This is a genomic window from Streptomyces sp. SAS_270, from assembly GCF_052543295.1.
The window spans coordinates 43626-60238 of sequence record NZ_JBMNDS010000041.1; the positions used below are offsets into that span (position 1 = coordinate 43626).

Annotated in this window: 17 protein-coding genes; 6 read left to right on the forward strand and 11 right to left on the reverse strand. The window is 71.6% G+C overall.

Going from position 1 to position 16613, the window contains the following annotated elements:
- The first annotated feature begins 204 nt into the window (after positions 1-204).
- Complete coding sequence (locus ACN6LB_RS25470) at positions 205-2106, forward strand: RICIN domain-containing protein (protein WP_445027944.1); 1902 nt, start codon at positions 205-207, stop codon at positions 2104-2106.
- A 124-nt stretch (positions 2107-2230) separates the two neighbouring features.
- On the opposite strand, the gene ACN6LB_RS25475 is transcribed toward ACN6LB_RS25470, so the two are convergent.
- Both ACN6LB_RS25475 and ACN6LB_RS25480 read right to left on the reverse strand, forming a co-directional pair.
- A complete protein-coding gene (locus tag ACN6LB_RS25475) occupies positions 2231-3214 on the reverse strand; it encodes a 2-hydroxyacid dehydrogenase (protein WP_445027945.1) in 984 nt (327 codons plus the stop codon).
- Positions 3211-4380 (reverse strand): lactate 2-monooxygenase, encoded by a 1170-nt coding sequence (locus ACN6LB_RS25480; RefSeq protein ID WP_445027946.1) that lies wholly within the window; start codon positions 4378-4380, stop codon positions 3211-3213. Before ACN6LB_RS25480 ends, ACN6LB_RS25475 begins: the two co-directional genes overlap by 4 nt.
- Positions 4381-4494: 114 nt before the next feature.
- On the opposite strand from ACN6LB_RS25480, the gene ACN6LB_RS25485 reads away from it, so the two are divergent.
- Positions 4495-5664 carry a PucR family transcriptional regulator gene (locus tag ACN6LB_RS25485; RefSeq protein WP_445027947.1) on the forward strand — a complete coding sequence of 390 codons (1170 nt, stop codon included), beginning with the start codon at positions 4495-4497 and terminating at the stop codon, positions 5662-5664.
- A gap of 16 nt (positions 5665-5680) precedes the next feature.
- Here the strand turns inward: ACN6LB_RS25485 and ACN6LB_RS25490 are convergent, their stop codons facing one another.
- From ACN6LB_RS25490 to ACN6LB_RS25500, 3 genes are all read right to left on the reverse strand, one after another.
- Positions 5681-6331, reverse strand: a complete 651-nt coding sequence (locus tag ACN6LB_RS25490; RefSeq protein WP_445027948.1) for a cyclase family protein — start codon at positions 6329-6331, stop codon at positions 5681-5683.
- The gene (locus ACN6LB_RS25495) at positions 6331-7923 is read right to left on the reverse strand and encodes a purine-cytosine permease family protein (protein ID WP_445027949.1); all 1593 of its coding nucleotides are present in this window, start codon (positions 7921-7923) and stop codon (positions 6331-6333) included. Before ACN6LB_RS25495 ends, ACN6LB_RS25490 begins: the two co-directional genes overlap by 1 nt.
- A gap of 204 nt (positions 7924-8127) precedes the next feature.
- A complete protein-coding gene (locus tag ACN6LB_RS25500; RefSeq protein WP_445027950.1) occupies positions 8128-8694 on the reverse strand; it encodes a hypothetical protein in 567 nt (188 codons plus the stop codon).
- A gap of 319 nt (positions 8695-9013) precedes the next feature.
- Between ACN6LB_RS25500 and ACN6LB_RS25505 the strand changes: the two genes are divergently transcribed.
- Positions 9014-9448, forward strand: coding sequence for a protease inhibitor (locus ACN6LB_RS25505; RefSeq protein WP_356136134.1), 435 nt, complete (start codon positions 9014-9016; stop codon positions 9446-9448).
- 162 nt (positions 9449-9610) lie between these two features.
- Here ACN6LB_RS25505 and ACN6LB_RS25510 read toward each other — a convergent pair whose 3' ends face one another.
- Positions 9611-10060, reverse strand: a complete 450-nt coding sequence (locus ACN6LB_RS25510; protein ID WP_445027951.1) for an STAS domain-containing protein — start codon at positions 10058-10060, stop codon at positions 9611-9613.
- A 274-nt stretch (positions 10061-10334) separates the two neighbouring features.
- On the opposite strand from ACN6LB_RS25510, the gene ACN6LB_RS25515 reads away from it, so the two are divergent.
- Positions 10335-10790 carry a hypothetical protein gene (locus tag ACN6LB_RS25515; RefSeq protein WP_445027952.1) on the forward strand — a complete coding sequence of 152 codons (456 nt, stop codon included), beginning with the start codon at positions 10335-10337 and terminating at the stop codon, positions 10788-10790.
- Positions 10791-10828: 38 nt separating this feature from the next.
- On the opposite strand, the gene ACN6LB_RS25520 is transcribed toward ACN6LB_RS25515, so the two are convergent.
- The 5 genes from ACN6LB_RS25520 to ACN6LB_RS25540 all read right to left on the reverse strand — a co-directional run bounded on the left by ACN6LB_RS25520 (position 10829) and on the right by ACN6LB_RS25540 (position 15545).
- A complete protein-coding gene (locus tag ACN6LB_RS25520) occupies positions 10829-11035 on the reverse strand; it encodes a CDGSH iron-sulfur domain-containing protein (RefSeq protein WP_445027953.1) in 207 nt (68 codons plus the stop codon).
- Entirely contained in the window at positions 11016-11711 is a 696-nt protein-coding gene (locus ACN6LB_RS25525; RefSeq protein ID WP_445027973.1) for a HemK2/MTQ2 family protein methyltransferase, read from the reverse strand. Before ACN6LB_RS25525 ends, ACN6LB_RS25520 begins: the two co-directional genes overlap by 20 nt.
- Positions 11712-11736: 25 nt before the next feature.
- Positions 11737-12732 (reverse strand): iron-containing redox enzyme family protein, encoded by a 996-nt coding sequence (locus tag ACN6LB_RS25530; protein ID WP_445027954.1) that lies wholly within the window; start codon positions 12730-12732, stop codon positions 11737-11739.
- A 97-nt stretch (positions 12733-12829) separates the two neighbouring features.
- Complete coding sequence (locus ACN6LB_RS25535) at positions 12830-13843, reverse strand: Ppx/GppA phosphatase family protein (RefSeq protein ID WP_445027955.1); 1014 nt, start codon at positions 13841-13843, stop codon at positions 12830-12832.
- Positions 13844-14042: 199 nt separating this feature from the next.
- Positions 14043-15545, reverse strand: a complete 1503-nt coding sequence (locus ACN6LB_RS25540) for an MFS transporter (protein WP_356136122.1) — start codon at positions 15543-15545, stop codon at positions 14043-14045.
- Between the two features lie 191 nt (positions 15546-15736).
- Between ACN6LB_RS25540 and ACN6LB_RS25545 the strand changes: the two genes are divergently transcribed.
- Positions 15737-16078: an ArsR/SmtB family transcription factor gene (locus ACN6LB_RS25545; protein WP_445027956.1), complete on the forward strand. Its 342-nt coding sequence runs from the start codon at positions 15737-15739 to the stop codon at positions 16076-16078.
- A 6-nt stretch (positions 16079-16084) separates the two neighbouring features.
- The gene (locus ACN6LB_RS25550; protein ID WP_445027957.1) at positions 16085-16612 is read left to right on the forward strand and encodes an SRPBCC family protein; all 528 of its coding nucleotides are present in this window, start codon (positions 16085-16087) and stop codon (positions 16610-16612) included.
- Position 16613 lies beyond the last annotated feature (1 nt).

Below are 16613 nucleotides of genomic sequence, written 5' to 3' on the forward strand. Positions count from 1 at the left end.
CATGGTCAATGGCACGGCCCGAATCGCTGGTCGCAATTCCGGACCGCCGACGAGCTCAGAAAGCTCTTGGCCGATGGCCGTCGAGCGGCCTTCGTGGCCCGCCGTTTTCCTGGCGCACCGCCAAAAAGGTACGCACCAATCGGAAGCCCCTTTTCGGCGGGCGAACTTCTGTGTGCCACCTTGCACCTTGGAAGGACTCCGCTCTTGCACACCCCCCACCCCCCTCGTCCCCCTTATGCACCGGGCCCCGGTGCCGCTGCGGGGGAATCCGACGAAAGCCTCGCGGCCCAGCTGCGCGGCCGCCCGGAGGGAGAGGCCGCTCATCCCGTCGCGCTGCTCATGGCGCGGCACTGGCAGTCGGCGCACGACTACGCCGTCATCTGCCTCGCCTCGTCGGCGAACGTCGCCTCGATGGTCACCGCGGCCTCCTTCCACCAAGTGATCGACCACCTCGGGCAGGGGGACACCGGCGCCGCCGTGCGGCCCGACCTCCTCGTCGCGGTGCGGGACACCGTCCGTCGCTGGTCCGCGGAGGAGCGGATATCCGGCGTTCTGCCGGACTTGAGGAAACCCGCCGGAGGGCGCGGGATGCGCGCGGCGAAGTCCATGACGGCGGAAAATCGGAAGCTCACCGAGCGTTCATTCCACGCCCTCCCCGGGCTTGCCCGCTGCCTGCTGTGGCACACCGAGGTCGAGGCCGAGCACATATCCGTACCAGCTGGTCTGTCGGGCATGGATCCCGACGCGGCGTCGGTCGCTCTGGAAGGGGCCCGGGAGCAATTCCGGGAAGCCTTGGTGCGCTCCCACCGGGAACTCGCACCGACCAAGGAATGCCGATTCAACAACCGGTTGCTGGACGTCCCGATTCGCCGCGGCGGTGCCCTGCTCCCCGATGTCCAGCAGCATCTGCTGGACTGCCGGTACTGCCGTTCCGCCGCTGAGCAACTCAGCCATTTCGAGGGCGGGTTGGGTGTTCTGCTCGCCGATGCGGTGCTCGGCTGGGGCGCGCGACGGTATCTCGAATCACGCCCCGGGCGCGCACGGCAGGGAATGCGCCCCCGAGGAGGGGGGCCTTTCACCGGCAAGCGTTCGCGCGGCGGCGGCCGGTCGGGGGGCAGCGGCCGTCCCGGTGGCGGGGGCCACGCCAGTGGCGGCGGGCGTCACCGTCTGCTGGCCCAGATCCCCGCGCCGGGCCGCCGGACCCCGCCCGGGGAACGGCACGCGAAGGCACTGCTGACGGGGGCGGGACTGGTCTCGGCGGGCCTGCTCGTGACCATTCTCGCCGCCAGTCTGTGGTCCGAGGACGACGGCGGCGCCGATCCCACGGCCTCCACGGGAGCGAGCAGCACCCGCACGCTGGCACCGCCCGCGGGCTCGGGGACCCCGCCCGCCGTGTCGTCGTCACCGCCCGCCTCGAAGGGAGTGCCCACGGCCCTGGAGCAGACCCGGCTCCGCGACCTCGCTGCCGACCTGTGCATGGACATTCGGGGCGGCAAGGCGAAGTCGGGTGCCGGCACCAAACTGGCGGTGTGCTCGTCGGCGTGGACCCAGCAGTGGTCCCTGGGTGACGACGGCCTGCTGCGCAGCATCGCCGACCCCGAACTGTGCCTCGACTCCCACGAGGACGACGGCGTCGTCGTACTGAGGCGGTGCGTCGGCGAGAAGAACGCCCACGCCCAGGACGTGCGCTACGACCTCACCGTACGAGGTGAACTGCTGCCCCGCCGGAAGGAGGGCCTCGCGCTTGCGCCGACCAGTACCGATCCGGGCTCTGACATCGTAGTCAAGGTCCGCGACGGCTCCGACGCGCAACGGTGGCAGACCGACTTCTCGTCGATCGGTCGCGAGTCGCTGTCGATCGCGGGGACGGCGCAGCCCTCCTCGCATCCCGTCAGCGACCCGCCGCCCGCACCGGGTACGACCGACCTGCCCGACGCACAGGGGACGGCCGCACCCGCACCCGCCGCTTCGAACACCCCGGAGGAGAACCCGCCGGAGACCTACCAGGAGCGCCGGGTGGTGACCGTCGACGACGAAGCGAGACCTGCGCCCGTGCTCCCGCTGCCCGTGCGGCTGCCCGACCTGCCCACGGGGGTGGGCCTCTAGGGGGTGTCGTGAAAGTCCCGCACAGCACCCACGGCGCCCGGCACGCACACCGAACACCGCGGGCACCGCGGGCACCGCACAGGACCTTCAAAACACCCCCTGGCGCGCACGTACTGACGAAGCGTCAGGACACCACGTCCCGCGGTGGTTTGCCCGCCATGAAGTCGGCGGCGTTCTGGACGGCGGCCAGTGCGATGCGTACGAGCGTCTCGCGCGTGACCCCCGCGACGTGCGGGGAGAGCACCACGTTCGGGGCCTTGAGCAACCGCAGGGCCGGGGTGGGCGGTTCGGGGTCGAAGACGTCGAGTCCCGCCCCGGCCAGGGTGCCCGCCTCCAGGGCGTCCGCGAGGGCGTCCTGGTCGATGAGGGCGCCCCGTGCCGTGTTGACCACGAACGCGGTGGGCTTGAGCAGGGCAAGCCGCTCGGCGTTCAGCAGATGCCGGGTCTCGGGGGTGAGCGGCGCGTGCAGCGTGACGTAGTCGCTGATGCTCAGCAGTTCGTCGAGCTCGACATGGCGTGCTGCGCCGAGCCGTGCCTCGGTCTCGGCGGCGCGCGGGCCCGCGTACACGATGCTCATGTCGAAGGCGAGCGCGCGGCGGGCGACCTCCTCGCCGATGTGTCCGAGCCCGACGATGCCGAGGGTCTTGCCGGACAGTTCCGTGATGGACTGCTGCAGCCGCGGCAGTGCCCAGTCGGCGTCTACGAGTGCGGTGTGTGCCGGGACCAGCTGCTTGGCGAGGGCCAGCATCAGGGCGAAGGTCTGCTCGGCCACGTTCTGCTTCTCGGCCCCGCTGGAGTCGATGTTGCAGACCGGCACGCCCTTGGCGCGGGCGGCCTCCAGGTCGACGTAGTCGAAGCCGTGGCTGGCGCACTGGACGAGCTCCAACTCCGGTGCGGCTGCGAGGTGTTCGGCCGTGACGGGGCCGAGTCCGGTGATGATGACGTGGGCCTCGCGCAGCGCGCCCCGGTCCTCGTCCGTCGCCTCGACGACGGTGACGCGGGCCTCCCCGGGGAAGACGGAGGCGAGCGCGGCCCCGGCGGTGCGCCCGCCCACATGGGGCGAGACGACGGCGAGGACGTTCCTGGGGGCGTTCTGCTCTGTGGTCATGCGGTTTCCTCGATCAGGTCGTCGGAGCCGAGCGTGCCGGGACCCGCGTGTCCGGACAGCGCCAGCGTGAGGTCGAACTCGGCGAGCAGGCAGCGGATGACGTGCTCGACGCCCGCCTGTCCGTCCAGGCCGAGCCCGTAGGCGTACGGCCGCCCGACCAGGACGGCCTTCGCTCCGAGCGCGAGCGCCTTGAAGATGTCGTCGCCCGTGCGGATCCCGCTGTCGAACAGGACGGTCAGCCGGTCGCCGACCGCCTCCACCACCCTCGGCAGCGCGTCGGCGGCCGCGACGGAACCCGCGACCTGACGGCCGCCGTGGTTGGAGACGACCACCCCGTCCATCCCGGCGTCGGCGGCGCGGCGGGCGTCGTCCGGATGCAGGATGCCCTTGAGGACGATCGGCCCGTCCCAGTTCTCCCGCAGGAACGCGAGGTCCGGCCAGGTCTTCCCGGGGTCCGCGAACATGCCGACGAAGTGCATCACAGCCGCGTTCGGGTCCTCGTGCACCGGCTTGGCCAGGCCCGCCCGGAACGCCGGGTCGGAGAAGTAGTTGGCGGTGCCCACGCCGTGCAGGAACGGCAGGTACGCCTGGTCGAGGTCGCGCGGCCGCCATGCCAGCAACGGGGTGTCGAGGGTGACAAAGAGCGCGGTGTAGCCCGCCGCCTTCGCGCGGTTCAGGAAGCTGCGGGTGACCTCGCGGTCCTTGGCCCAGTACAGCTGGAACCAGCGCTCCGCGTCGCCCATCGCCTCGGCGACCTGCTCGATGGGGGTGCTGGACGCCGAGGACAGGATGTACGGCACGCCCTGCGCGGCGGCTGCGCGAGCGGCAGCGGACTCGGCATCCGGGTGCATGATCGACAGCACACCGATCGGTGCGAGGGCCACCGGCGCCGGCAGCGCCCGCCCGAGCACGTCGACGGACAGGTCTCGTTCGTGCACATCCCGCAGCATGCGCGGCACGATCCTGCGCCGGTCGAGAGCGGCCCGGTTGGCGCGGGCGGTGCTGCCGGTGCCCGCGCTGCCCGCCACATAGCCGACCGGCCCTGGCCCGAGCCGCTGTTCGGTGAGCTCCTCCAGCCGGGTCAGATCGGTGGGCAGCCGAGGTACGGCGCCCGTCATGCCGTTCAGATAGATCTCGTACTGGAAGTCGGCCCAGTGCTTGGTCATCCCGTACGTCCCGCCTCTCGTCCTTGAGACCGCGCTGTACGTCGACGATCCTGGCCACTGTGACAAGGTCCGTCCACCGTGGTACGCACATCGCGCGGCTGACATCATCAAGGTGTGACAAACAAGCCCTCGAAGGCCCGGGCCCGTGTCCGCCAGGAGATGGTCGCTGACCCGCGGGTGGTGGAGGCCGTCGTCGCCGCGGTCCACGAACAGGTTCCGGTGTACGCCGCGCTGGACGACAGCCGACTGCCGGAGGTACGGGCGATCGCCGCCTGGGGGCTGGACCGGCTGCTGCACCTCTGGGCGACCGACTCCGCGCTGGACCCCGCGGACCTGCGCCGCTTCCGGGGCATCGCGGCGGCTCGCGCCGCGGACGGGCGGCCCGTGCAGGCGGTGCTGCGCGCCTACCGCGTGGCGGCAACCGTGCTCACCGACGAGATCGCGGCCCGTGCGCCGGATCTCGTGGCCGCCGACGCCTTCGCGCTGGCCCGGATGCTGCTGAACGCACTGGACACGCTCTCGGAGGAGATGGCCACGGCGTACGCCGCGACCAGCGAGGACCTCGCCGGGAACCGCGACCGGGCGCTGCGGCTGCTGCTCGACGACCTGATCGCCGGGCGGCACGCCTCGGCGGGCGCGCTCACGGACCGTTCGGCCCGGCTGGGCGTACAACTCCCGGACCCTTACTGCCTGTTGGTGGCCGAACCGGCCGCCGAGGGCGGAGCGGACATGTCGTTCGAGGCCGCGACGGGACTGGCCGACGCACTGGACGGCGCGGGACCGCTGCTGTCGACCATCCGCGGCTCGCGTGCCGTCCTGCTGTTCCCCGCCGGCGCCGTCGAGCGGGCGGAAACCGCCCTGGACCGGCAGGCCTGGCGCGGCTGTGCGATCACCGGTGAGGGGCTGGACCGCGTCGCCGTCGCCCATCGCCTCGCGGCCGACGCGCTCGACACGGCACCCGCCCACGCGCACCGGCCCGGCCAGGTCCTCACCGACGCCGACGCCCACGTCCTCGCCCTGCTCGCCGGGCACCCGGCCGCCGCGCCGGACCACATCGCCCGGCTGGTCCTCGGGCCGCTCGCCGACCCGGGCCAGGGCCACCTGCTGGCGGCGCTCACCGCGTACATCGACCGCGGTTCCGCCAACGCCGCGGCACGCGAACTCCATCTGCACCCGCAGTCCCTGCGCTACCGCCTGCGCCGCATCCACGACCTCACCGGGCGGGACCCGCGGGATCCCTGGCAGCGGCTGACGCTGGACATCGCGCGGACGATCAGGCCGTGAGCGCGCGACTCAGCGGCTACCCGACGCGGGCGACGGCCCGGACCGGGGCGCCGTCCGCTCCGGGCAGGTGCAGGGGGAAGAGGAAGACCTCGATGCTGCGCCGGCCCAGCAGCCGGTCCAGGCCGGTCAGGTTCTCGGCGATCACGCCTCCCGGGCCGCACAGCGCGCGGTGGGCGGGGAGGTCGGCGTCGCCGGTCGGGTCCACGCTGAGCGCGTCGATGCCGATGGTGCGGACGCCCGCGTTGACGACGGCCTCGGCCGCCTGCGGTGTCAGCCAGGGGTGGGCCAGGTAGTCGTCGGTGCCCCAGTACGCCGACCAGCCCGTGGCGAGCAGCAGGATGGCGCCCGGCATCAACCGGAGCTGGGCGAGCGCCGGAGCGAGCAGGTCGGGTGTGATCGGCGCCCGCGCCGGCAGTCCCCGGACGTCGGCCACGACGGCGGGGCCCGTGAAGCGGTCCAGCGGCAACTGGTCCAGGGTCGGCCAGGCCGAGTTCACGTGGTACGGAGCGTCCACATGCGTGCCCGACTGCGAACCCATGTGCAGGCTCAGGACGTTGACCCCGTCCGTGGCGACCCTGAGGGCGCGGGAGACGTCGACCCGAGGGTCACCCGGATACACGGGCATCCCGGTGACCAGCGGAACGGACAGATCGAGCCAGGTCTCCATCAGCTGCCCTCGACGGCGAGTACGGGCGGAGCGTCGTCCCTCTCCGCACCGGGCCCGGTGATCTCCGGCACCGGCACGTCCACGGTACGGGCCAGACGCGCACCCCGGGGGCCGTACACCGCCCGCGGTTCGGGGAAGATCCGCAGCAGGGCCAGATACAGGACGGCGGCGACGGCCAGCGAGAGCGGCAGGCTGATGTCGATGCCGTTCGCCAGATCGCCGAGCGGCCCGACGAACTGTCCGGGGATGTTCGTGAACAGCACGCCGATCACCGCGGCCACCCACCAGGCCGTCATGCCACGCCAGTTCCAGCCGTGCGCGAACCAGTAACGCCCGCCGCGCTGACGGCGGTTGAAGACCTGGAGCGCGTCCGGGTCGTACCAGCCGCGCCGCGTCCAGAAGCCCAGCATCATCACGACCATCCACGGAGTCGTGCAGGTGATGATCATGGTGGCGAAGGTCGAGATGGACTGCACCAGGTCGAACCCGAAGCGCCCGACGAAGATGAACGCGATCGACAACACGCCGACCAGCACGGTCGCCTGGACCCGCGACAGGCGCGGGAACACCGAGGAGAAGTCGAGCCCGGTCCCGTACAGCGACGTCGTGCCCGTCGACATGCCACCGATCAGCGCCAGCAGACACACCGGCAGGAAGAACCAGCTCGGCGAGACGGCGAGCAGCCCGCCCACGAAGTCGGGGGCCGCGGGGTCGACGTACTTCGGCGCCTGCTTCGCGATGATGCTCGCCGTCGCCAGGCCGAACACGAACGGCAGCAGGGTCGCGATCTGCGACAGGAACGCGGCGCCGATCACCGTACGGCGCGGCGCGCTCGCGGGGATGTAGCGCGACCAGTCGCCGAGGAAGGCGCCGAAGGACACGGGGTTGGACAGCACGATCAGCGCGGCGCCGATGAACGACGGCCAGAACATCGACCGCGTCGCCGCGTCGGCGGAGTCCGTGAAGACACCGGCGTACGAGGGGTCGAAGTCACCGGCGAAGGCGATCGCGCCGAGCAGGAACAGCAGGGTCGCCGAGGTCACCGCGATCTTGTTGACGAACAGCATGAACCGGAAGCCGTAGACGCAGACCACGAGCACCAGAGCGGCGAACAGCGCGTACGCGACGACGTAGGCGAGGGTGCTGCGCTCCAGGCCGAAGAGGCGGTGGGCGCCGCCGACCAGGGCGTCGCCGGAGCTCCACACGGAGATGGAGAAGAACGCGACGGCCGTGAGCAGTGAGAGGAACGAGCCGACCACACGGCCGTGCACGCCCAGGTGCGCGGAGGACGAGACCGCGTTGTTCGTGCCGTTGACCGGACCGAAGACGGCCATCGGGCACAGGATCAGCGCACCCGCCACGACGCCGAGGAGGGTCGCGGCGAGTCCCTGCCAGAAGGACAGGCCGAAGAGGATGGGGAAGGCGCCGAGCACGCAGGTGGAGAAGGTGTTCGCGCCGCCGAAGGCGACACGGAACAGATCCAGCGGTGTCGCGGTGCGGTCCGCGTCGGGGATGCGCTCGACGCCGTGCGTCTCGACCTCGGTGAGGGACGGGGGCGGGGTGGCGGGGGCGTTGTCGGGCAGGGAGGACAAGGGGGCTCCAGCTCAGGGGCGGCGGCGGAGCGCGTGGTGGCGCGGTGGAGCGGACGGCCGGCCGGTGTCGGCGGGGGTGTGCGGCCCGAGCGGATGCCGTCCTCAAGGGGTCTGCCGACGTTAAAGCGCCGCGCAGGACCCGCACCAGAGGACGGTTCATCCATCTTTCGTGCCGTCAGTGGACGAATACACCACCCGAATCGGTCATTCCGCGTCGGGCGGCGTGTCCTTGGGCCCGGCCTCCCGCGGTTCCGCGTCCGGCCCCTGAGCCCGTACGCGCTGCACGTGTTCCAGTGAGTCCCGCAGCTCCGTGAGCCAGTCGTCGGTGTGCCGCTGGACCAGGCGTACGCACCAGGCGAGGGCGTCGCTGCGGCTGCGGGCGACGCCGGCGGCGATGAGCGTGTCGAGCACCTGGCGCTCGGGCTGGCGCAGCCGGGTCATGACGGGCGCGGCGATGTGCGTGAACAGCGCGCGCTCGCCGTCGCACTCCACGCCCCAGGAGACCTTCTTGCGGAACCGGTGCTCCGCTTCGCGCGCCACCGCGACCCGCTCCTCGCGGGTGCGCTCCCTGAATTCCTGGATCCGTGCCTGGACGGCCGCGTCCGTCTCGGCCTCCGAGGCGCCTTCGGCGAGCCGGGGCCGGGGGATGCGGCCGATGACGGTGATCTCCTCGCGGTCGACCGTCACCTCCATCAGCGTCTCGAAGAGGTCGTCGGGCAGGCGGCCGGCGAACCAGCCGCGCAGCTTCTCGTTCTGCTCCGTTGTAATCATGTAATGAGCATTACTCTGCAGCGAGCGCGGAGCAAGGGGTGAGGCCGAGGTCCGCCGAGGGCTGAACCGGAATGTTTCAGGCCTATTGCAGAGCCGCGCAAAACCGGCCAGTGAACCGCTTTCGAAGATCAGTGGCCGCCTGGTTACAGGGCGTGCATGTTCGAATTCCGTAACTTCGCGCCACTGATTCAATACTGAAGGTTACTGAAACCCATGGGGTCGATGTGTGTTTCCGCCCCGGACTCGGCAGACTCGCGCTCGCCGCACCGGCACTCAACCGAGCTGGTACGGCGTTCAATTGAGCGGAAGGATGCACACAATGCCGAACACCGCGCGCTGGGCAGCGACTCTCACCTTGACGGCCACCGCCGTCTGCGGGCCCCTCGCCGGGGGAGCCCATGCCGCCCCCCACCCGGCCTCGTCCGGGCTCTACGCCCCGTCCGCCCTGGTTCTCACCGTGGGCCACGGGTACAGCGCCGCCACCGCCACCCCCGAGCGTGCCGTCACGTTGAACTGCGCGCCGACCGCGTCCGGAACCCATCCGGCCGCGATCGAGGCCTGCGCGGAACTTCGCGCGTACGGCGGGGACTTCGACGCCCTCTCCGGCAGAGACGAGGCGATGTGTACGAAGCAGTTCGACCCCGTGGTCGTCACCGCCGTCGGCGTCTGGCAGGGCAAGCGCGTCTCCTATGAGCGCACCTTCGCCAACGAGTGCGTGAAGAACTCCTCCGGGATGACCGTCTTCACGTTCTGAGGGACCGGGGTCACGCGGTTTCTGTGGGCGTCGATCGAGAGCTCGTAGCTGGGGAGTGCGGGCCTCGCAGCGGGCGCCGCGTGATCTCGCAACGGGGGCCGGCCGGACGGAGTGGGGCCGTCGGCCGGCCCTCGGCACAAACGGGAACCTGAGGAGAGCCTCTCAGGTTCCCGATCCGTGTTTAGGTCCCCTTTGCGACCCCCTCTCCGGGTCGGATCCAGGGGGAAGGTCCGCCAGGGGCGGAAAACGGCCGAGCAGGCCCGCGGCGCCGAGCAGGCGGTGGATGCGGGGCCGGTCGCAGACGATCCGCAGACGGCCCCCGCGCTCCCGTGCCCCGGACTCGGCGCGGCACAGCGCGCGCAGGCCCGAGCCGTCGAAGAACGCGACCCCGCGCAGGTCCACCAGCACGTCCGGCACGGGCCGTTCGGCGGCAGCGTGGAGGTGCTCGGCCAGGGAGCCCACCGTCGCCATGTCGATCTCACCCGAGACCTCGACCACGGTGAACCGGCCGTGCGGATAGCTGTGGGCGTAGGGGTTCGCCGCCGGTGACCCGGACGCGTCGGCCGTGCCCTCGGGCGGGTCGGCGGCGCGGTCCTGGGGTTCCGGCGGCATGGCGGCTCCACCTCGGCAGGGGAGGGTTTGTTCGATCTGCGTAGCTACCCCGGCGCCGCCGAAACATCCCTGTATCGCGACCCGCAAGATCCGGTTCACTCGTCCAGGTGAAATCGCACCCGGAAGTATTGACTTTCGATGGTGCTGTCTGGCGCAACATGCCCTGTTCAAGGCGGAGTTCGGGGTCGTAGAGTCGCTGTACCGCCCCAGTCCCCGGCCGCAGCGCTGTCCTGTCCGTTGTGGTGTCCGTCTTGGCTGAATCAGGGGGTGGGCGGTGGGAACCTCGATCAGTCCTCCCTCGAAGGGGCCCCCGCTCCTGACGGAGTGCGGCCTCCTGGAACCCGCGCTGGAGATGGAGTTCACCGCCCACTTCGCCCGCGGGGACGGGGAGTTGGCGGTGGAGGCCGCCGCCGCGGCGGTGACGAGGGTGATCGACGCGCCCGGCTGGTTCATCGCCCCCGTGCGTGACGCCGGGCACTCCGTGAGCCGCTGCCTTCTGGAGCGCACCACGGCCGACGACGCATGCCGGATCGTTCTCACCGCCGATGACGTGGGCATCACGGTGGCGGCCACCGACGACACCGTGGTCACCCTGGACGCGGCCGGTCACGGCAGCCACAGGAACCTCCCGCTCCTGGCCGTCGTCGACGGACTGCGCGTCCACCACGGCCCCGACGGCCATGTGTGGGTCGTATGGCAGGGGGTCTGGCGACGGACGGGCCTGGCCTGACCGGCTCCGGCGGTCAGGGGCTCGCGGGCACGTGCGGTTCAGGGCCCCGGACGGGTGCGGCGGTGGCTGGTGTCGCACCAGGGATAGGTACGGCTGCGGCGGCACATGCACAGGGCCACGCGGAAGCGGTCGGACGACACGACGGTGCCGTCCTCCAGTTCGACTTCGACAGGGCCCTCCACGAGGAGCGGCCCGCGGCGCTGCAGGCTGACCCGGCGGGGTGCGTCAGCTCGGTCGTTCGGCACGGATGACCACCAGTTCCTCCCTCTCGTCGTCACTGGCCAGCATGCCGCGCTCTCGCAGCCAGCCCTCCCGGGCGCGCAGGACCGGCCCGTACGCGATCCGGCGACGCCGGGCCACCGCGGCCTTCAGCCCGGCCGCGCGCAACTGTTCCAGGGTGCCGGCGGGTCCGCTGAGCGCGGAGTGGACCATCAGCAGCACGCCACCGGGGCGCAGCCGTTGCGGTGCGTCCCGGCAGATCCGGTCCAGCACGAGACGGCCGTCGCCGCCCGCGTTCCACGCCCGGGTCCGACCCCGTCGCGCCGTCTCGGTGGCCGACGTCGGTACGTAGGGCGGGTTGGCGAGGATCAGGTCGAAGGACTGGCCGGCCACGGGGTCGAAGAGATTGCCCCGCAGGACGCGTACGGGGCGACGCGCCAGCCGCGCGTTGAGCCGCGCCGTGCACACCGCAGGCCAGGAGACGTCCACCGCGGTCACGCGGGTCCCGCGCCGCGCGGCCGCGAGGGCCAGGGCGCCGCTGCCCGTGCCCACATCGAGAACGTGGGCGGCCGGGGCGAGCGGTTCGTCGCAGAGCGCGTCGGCCAGCAGCGCCGTGTCCTGCTGCGGGGCGTAGACACCCGGAAGGACAAGGGGTGCAAGGGGCGCGAGGGACGCGAAAGGAGTGAGGTAACCAAGGGGCATCACGCGTCAACGAGTACCCGACATATCAGGAAGTATCAGCATTGCGAAGTGATGAGCGCCCCGCTCGCCACGCGGTCAGCAATCGCGCGGCGAAGCGGTCCTCCAGATGGCCCGTGGCGTCGATGCCGAAGGCGATGTCGGGCGCGAGGTGCGGTTCGCTCTGCAGGAGGCCGCCGATGACGTCATGACGTACGACCTGTTCGTGGACCGCGTCGGCCTCCACGTGCTCGTCGTAGAACAACTCGGCGGCAGGCCCCGCGCCCGTGCGCCGCATCGCCTCCGCGAGCCGCCGGGATCCCGGCGACGAGGTGATCTCGACCGCCGCGAAGTGACCGACCAGCGCGCCGCGCAGGGACCGGTGGAGGCCGAACAGCGACATCAGGTTCACGGTGGCCAGCATCTCCGCGGACGCGGCGTCCAGATAGCGGCCGTACGCCGTGTCCAGGCCGAGGCCCGTCATCATGTCGGCGAACAGCCGTGCGTGCACGCGTTCGGGCCGGCCGCCGCCGTACTCGTCGAACTCCACCGCCGCCATGCCCGCCTTGGCCCGCCCCCACAGGCGGGGCAGGACCCAGGCGTGCGGGTCGGCCTCCTTGAGGTGGTACAGCGAGCGCTGCGTCACGTACTCGCGTATCTGCCGCAGGGAGCCTTCGTCGCGCAGGTAGTGACTCACGCCCGTTCCGTCGGCCGGTTCCACCAGCAGCTCCTCCAGCGCGGCGTCGAGGCTGTCATGGGCCGGGGTGTCCGTGCGCAGGACCGCCAGGAAACGCCGTTCCAGGGCGCCCCGGGTCCTCAGCAGGTCGGCGTCCCACTCCGTGTCGGGATCGACTCCGGCGAAGCCGCGGTAGTGCAGTTCGTAGCAGAGGTAGAGGGCCAGCTGCAGATCGTCGCCGTACGCCGACGCGTCGTGGACGTCCTCGTCGGCGGGAAGCGGACCCGTCCCCGTCAGGTGTGCGCCTACGGCTGCGGAGACAGGGCCCCGACTCGGCGGCAGCGTCGGTCCGTCCTGGTCGTGTGTCATGCGCGCCGGGTACCCGGTACGGCGCGGGCGACCCGCGGCGGACGCCGACGGGCGCGGCCGGGCGTGGTCGCGGCGCGCCGGGTCACCGAGGCCGTGGTCAGCGTGCCGGTGTCGCGATACGCAGGGGGACGGCGCCGGCGCCCGAGGGCGTGTCGTCGCCCCCCTGCGTGCTGACCTCCGCCCACCAGGCGCCGCCGTCCTCGATGTGCCGCAGCAGTACGCCCTCCCGGATCGCCCAGGGGCAGATGGTGACCGACTTCAGGCCGGTCAGCGTCATGGCCGTGTGCCCGACCACCGCACCGGCCAGGCTCTGGGCGGCCCGCGGGGCGGAGATGCCGGGCAGCCGGTGGCGTTCGGCGGCCGGGAGGGCGGCGAGGCGTTCCATGCCGCGACGCAGTTCGGTGCGGTGCAACTCCCGTTCCACGAACGGTCCGTGGCGCCCCGGCGCGGCGCCGCACAACCGCGCCAGCTGCTGGAACGTCCGGGAGGTCGCCGCGGCGGTGCGCGGTCCCTCCCAGCGGACCCGTGCCGCCACGTCCCGGAGTTGATGACGGATCCTGCGGCGCAGCGCCTTCATCGCCTCCGGCGACGGCAGCGGCTGGCCCGCCAGGAACTCCTGGGTGAGCCGGTTGGCGCCGAGCGGCAAGGACGCCACGAAGTCCGGCAACCTGCCCCGGCCGAAGGCGACTTCGAGGGAGCCGCCGCCGATGTCCAGCAGTGCGAGCGGTCCCGACCTCCACCCCATCCACCGGCGGGCGCCGAGGAAGGTCAACTCGGCCTCCACCTCGCCGGGGAGGGTGCACAGTTGGACGCCGGTCTGTGCCCGCACGGTCCGCAGGACCTCCTGACGGTTGGGAGCGTTGCGCACCACGGCGGTCGCGAACGCCAACGGGCCTGCCGCGCCCCACCGGTGGGCGGTCTTGCCCGCCGCGGTGACCGCTTCCACCAGTTGTCTCACCGCCTCGTCGGGGATTCTTCCGCCCGGATCGATGTGCTCGGACAGTCGCAGCTTCCATTTGGCGGTGTGCACCGGCAGCGGTACTCCGCCCTCGGCGTCCGCCACCACGAGCCGGACAGTGTTGGATCCCACGTCAACCACGCTCAGTCGCATGCCCCGGGGAGTACCCGTATGCGGCGGCGGCACGCCTGTACCGGCGGTCGAGGTGGCGCCGCGTCACCCGGGGCCGTGGCGAATCGGCGGGGCAGCGATGAGGGGCCGCCGTCTCCCTGAAGACGGCGGCCCCTCGGTCGGGAGCGGCTCCCTGCCGGCGACCGGTGCGGCGCAGCACCGCGGCCGGACGGTGCGGTGCCTACATGTGGACGACCTGCACGGCGTCGGCGTCCTGCTCCTGCGCCCCGCGGCGGTAGAGCACGAAGGCGATCAGGGCGCCCGCCACGAAGAAGCCCGCCGACCACCAGAAGGCGGTGGTGTAGCTCTCGATCGTCGCCTGGGCCTGGACCAGCTTGCTGGTCGCGTCCTTGCCGGACAGGTAGCTCGTCGCGGCGCTCGCGGCCAGGGTGTTCAGCAGCGCGGTGCCGATCGAACCGCCGACCTGCTGCATGGTGTTGACCGTCGCGGAGGCGACACCCGCGTCCTCGGGTGCGATCCCGCTGGTGGCGAGCGACATGGCGGGCGGCATCACCATGCCGAGGCCGGCGCCGATCAGCAGCAGCGGCGGCAGCACGGCGGTCGAGAACGACGAGCCGATGCCGATGCCGGTCAGCCAGGCCATGCCGACCGCGGCGATGGCGAAGCCCGCCGGGATGACGGCCTTGGGTCCGATGCGCGGCACGAGCATCGTGGTGGCGACCTGGGCCATGACCATCAGGGCCGCCATCATCGGCAGGAAGGCGACGCCGGTCTTGGTCGGGCTGAAGCCGAGGTTCAGTTGCAGGTAGTAGGTGAGGAAGAGGAACACACCGAACATGCCCGCGCCGGTGATCAGAACGGTGAGGAACGAGGCGGCACGGTTGCGGTCGAGCAGGACGCGCATCGGCAGCAGCGGGTGCGCGGCGCGGGTCTGCCACCAGGCGAAGGCCGCCAGGAGCAGGGTGCCCGCGGTCAGGAAGCCCCAGGTCTGTGGCGAACTCCAGTCGTGCGTCTCGGCGTTGGAGAAGCCGTAGACCACGGAGAAGAGACCGGTGGCGACCAGGACCGTACCCGGCACGTCCAGCTTGGAGTTGGCGGCGTCCCGGTGGTTGCTCAGCAGGACCCAGCCGCCGGCGAAGGCGACGACGGCGAAGACGACGTTGACATACAGCGTCATGCGCCAGTCGAAGGCGTCGGTGAGCACGCCGCCGAGGAGCAGTCCGACCGCGCCGCCGGCGCCGGCGATCGCGCCGTACACGCTGAACGCCTTGGCGCGCTCCTTGGCCTCGGTGAAGGTCGTGTTCAGCAGCGAGAGTGCGGCGGGCGCGAGGAGTGCGCCGAAGACGCCCTGCAGGGCGCGTGCGGTGACCAGCATGCCGAAGCCGTTGGAGATGCCGCCGAGGACGGAGGCTCCGGCGAAGCCGACGATGCCGACGAGGAACGCGGTCTTGCGCCCGAAGAGGTCGGCGATCCGGCCGCCGAGCAGCAGCAGGGAGGCGAAGGCCAGGGAGTAGGCGGTCACGATCCACTGCCGGTTGCCGTCGGAGAAGCCGAGGTCGGCCTGGGCGGACGGCAGGGCGATGTTCACGATGGTGGCGTCGAGGACCACCATCAGCTGGGCGATCCCGATGATCGCGAGGATCCACCACCGCTTGGACGACGGCGCCTCGGAAGGCGCGGTCGGGGCGCCGGTGCGGGCGCCCTTGGACAGAGTCTGGGACATCGGAGCATCACTCCAGGGAAAGTTCGCTCGAGAAGGCAGCGCCTAAACGAAACCGTTTCGTACACGTGGAGCCTAGAGCACTTTCATCGAAACGGCAACGTTTCGCTAGGGGGCCCGCTTCACGGAGGCTTCGGCCCGCCGGCTGGGTATGTGCCTTGACGGGCATATAACTGCAGAGGCATATTGGAATTATGTCCGACGCCCCCCTCTGGACCGCGCTCTCGGACCCGCACCGCCGGGCGATCGTCGCGCTGCTCCTGGAGCGGCCGCGGCCCGTCGGTGAGATAGCCGAGGCCTGCGGCCTGAGCCAGCCCGGCACGTCGAAGCATCTGCGGGTGCTGCGGGAGGCGGGGCTGGTCCGGGTCCGGCAGGACGCACAGCGCCGTGTCTACGCCCTCGACCCGGCCCCGATCGCCGAGCTCGACGCCTGGCTGGCCCCGTACCGCACGCTGTGGAACACCGGCCTCGACACCCTCGGGCGGCGCCTCGACGAGGCGCCGGACGACACCAAGGCACCCTCTTCGAAGGACTGATCCGCCATGTCCGCCGACCTCACAGGTACCTATCTCACCCTGGACGACGGCCGCCCCGCCGTCCGCTTCAGCCGCACCTACGACCATCCCGTCGACCGCGTCTGGCAGTTCGTGACCGACCCGGACGAGCTGGCCCACTGGTTCCCGTCCCGCGCGGAGATCGACCTGCGCCCCGGTGGCGCGATCAGGTTCAGCGGGGACCCGCACATGCCCGAGTCCACCGGCCGGGTCATCGCCGTCGACGCGCCCCGGCACCTCTCCTTCGACTGGGGCGGCGAAGAACTGCACTTCGACCTCGAAGCCCTCGACGAGAAGCGCACCCGCTTCACCCTCACCGACGTCCTGGCGGCCGAGGACACCGCCGCCCGCAACGGCGCCGGCTGGGAGGTGTGCCTCACCGCCCTCGACGCACGCGCCCGGGGCGAACGGCACGAGGGCCCGCACGCCGGAACCGGTGCGCCGTGGAAGGAGTTCTACCGCGGATACCTGGACGCCGGAGTCCCCTCCGGCGCCCCCGTCCCGGGGCTCGACTGAG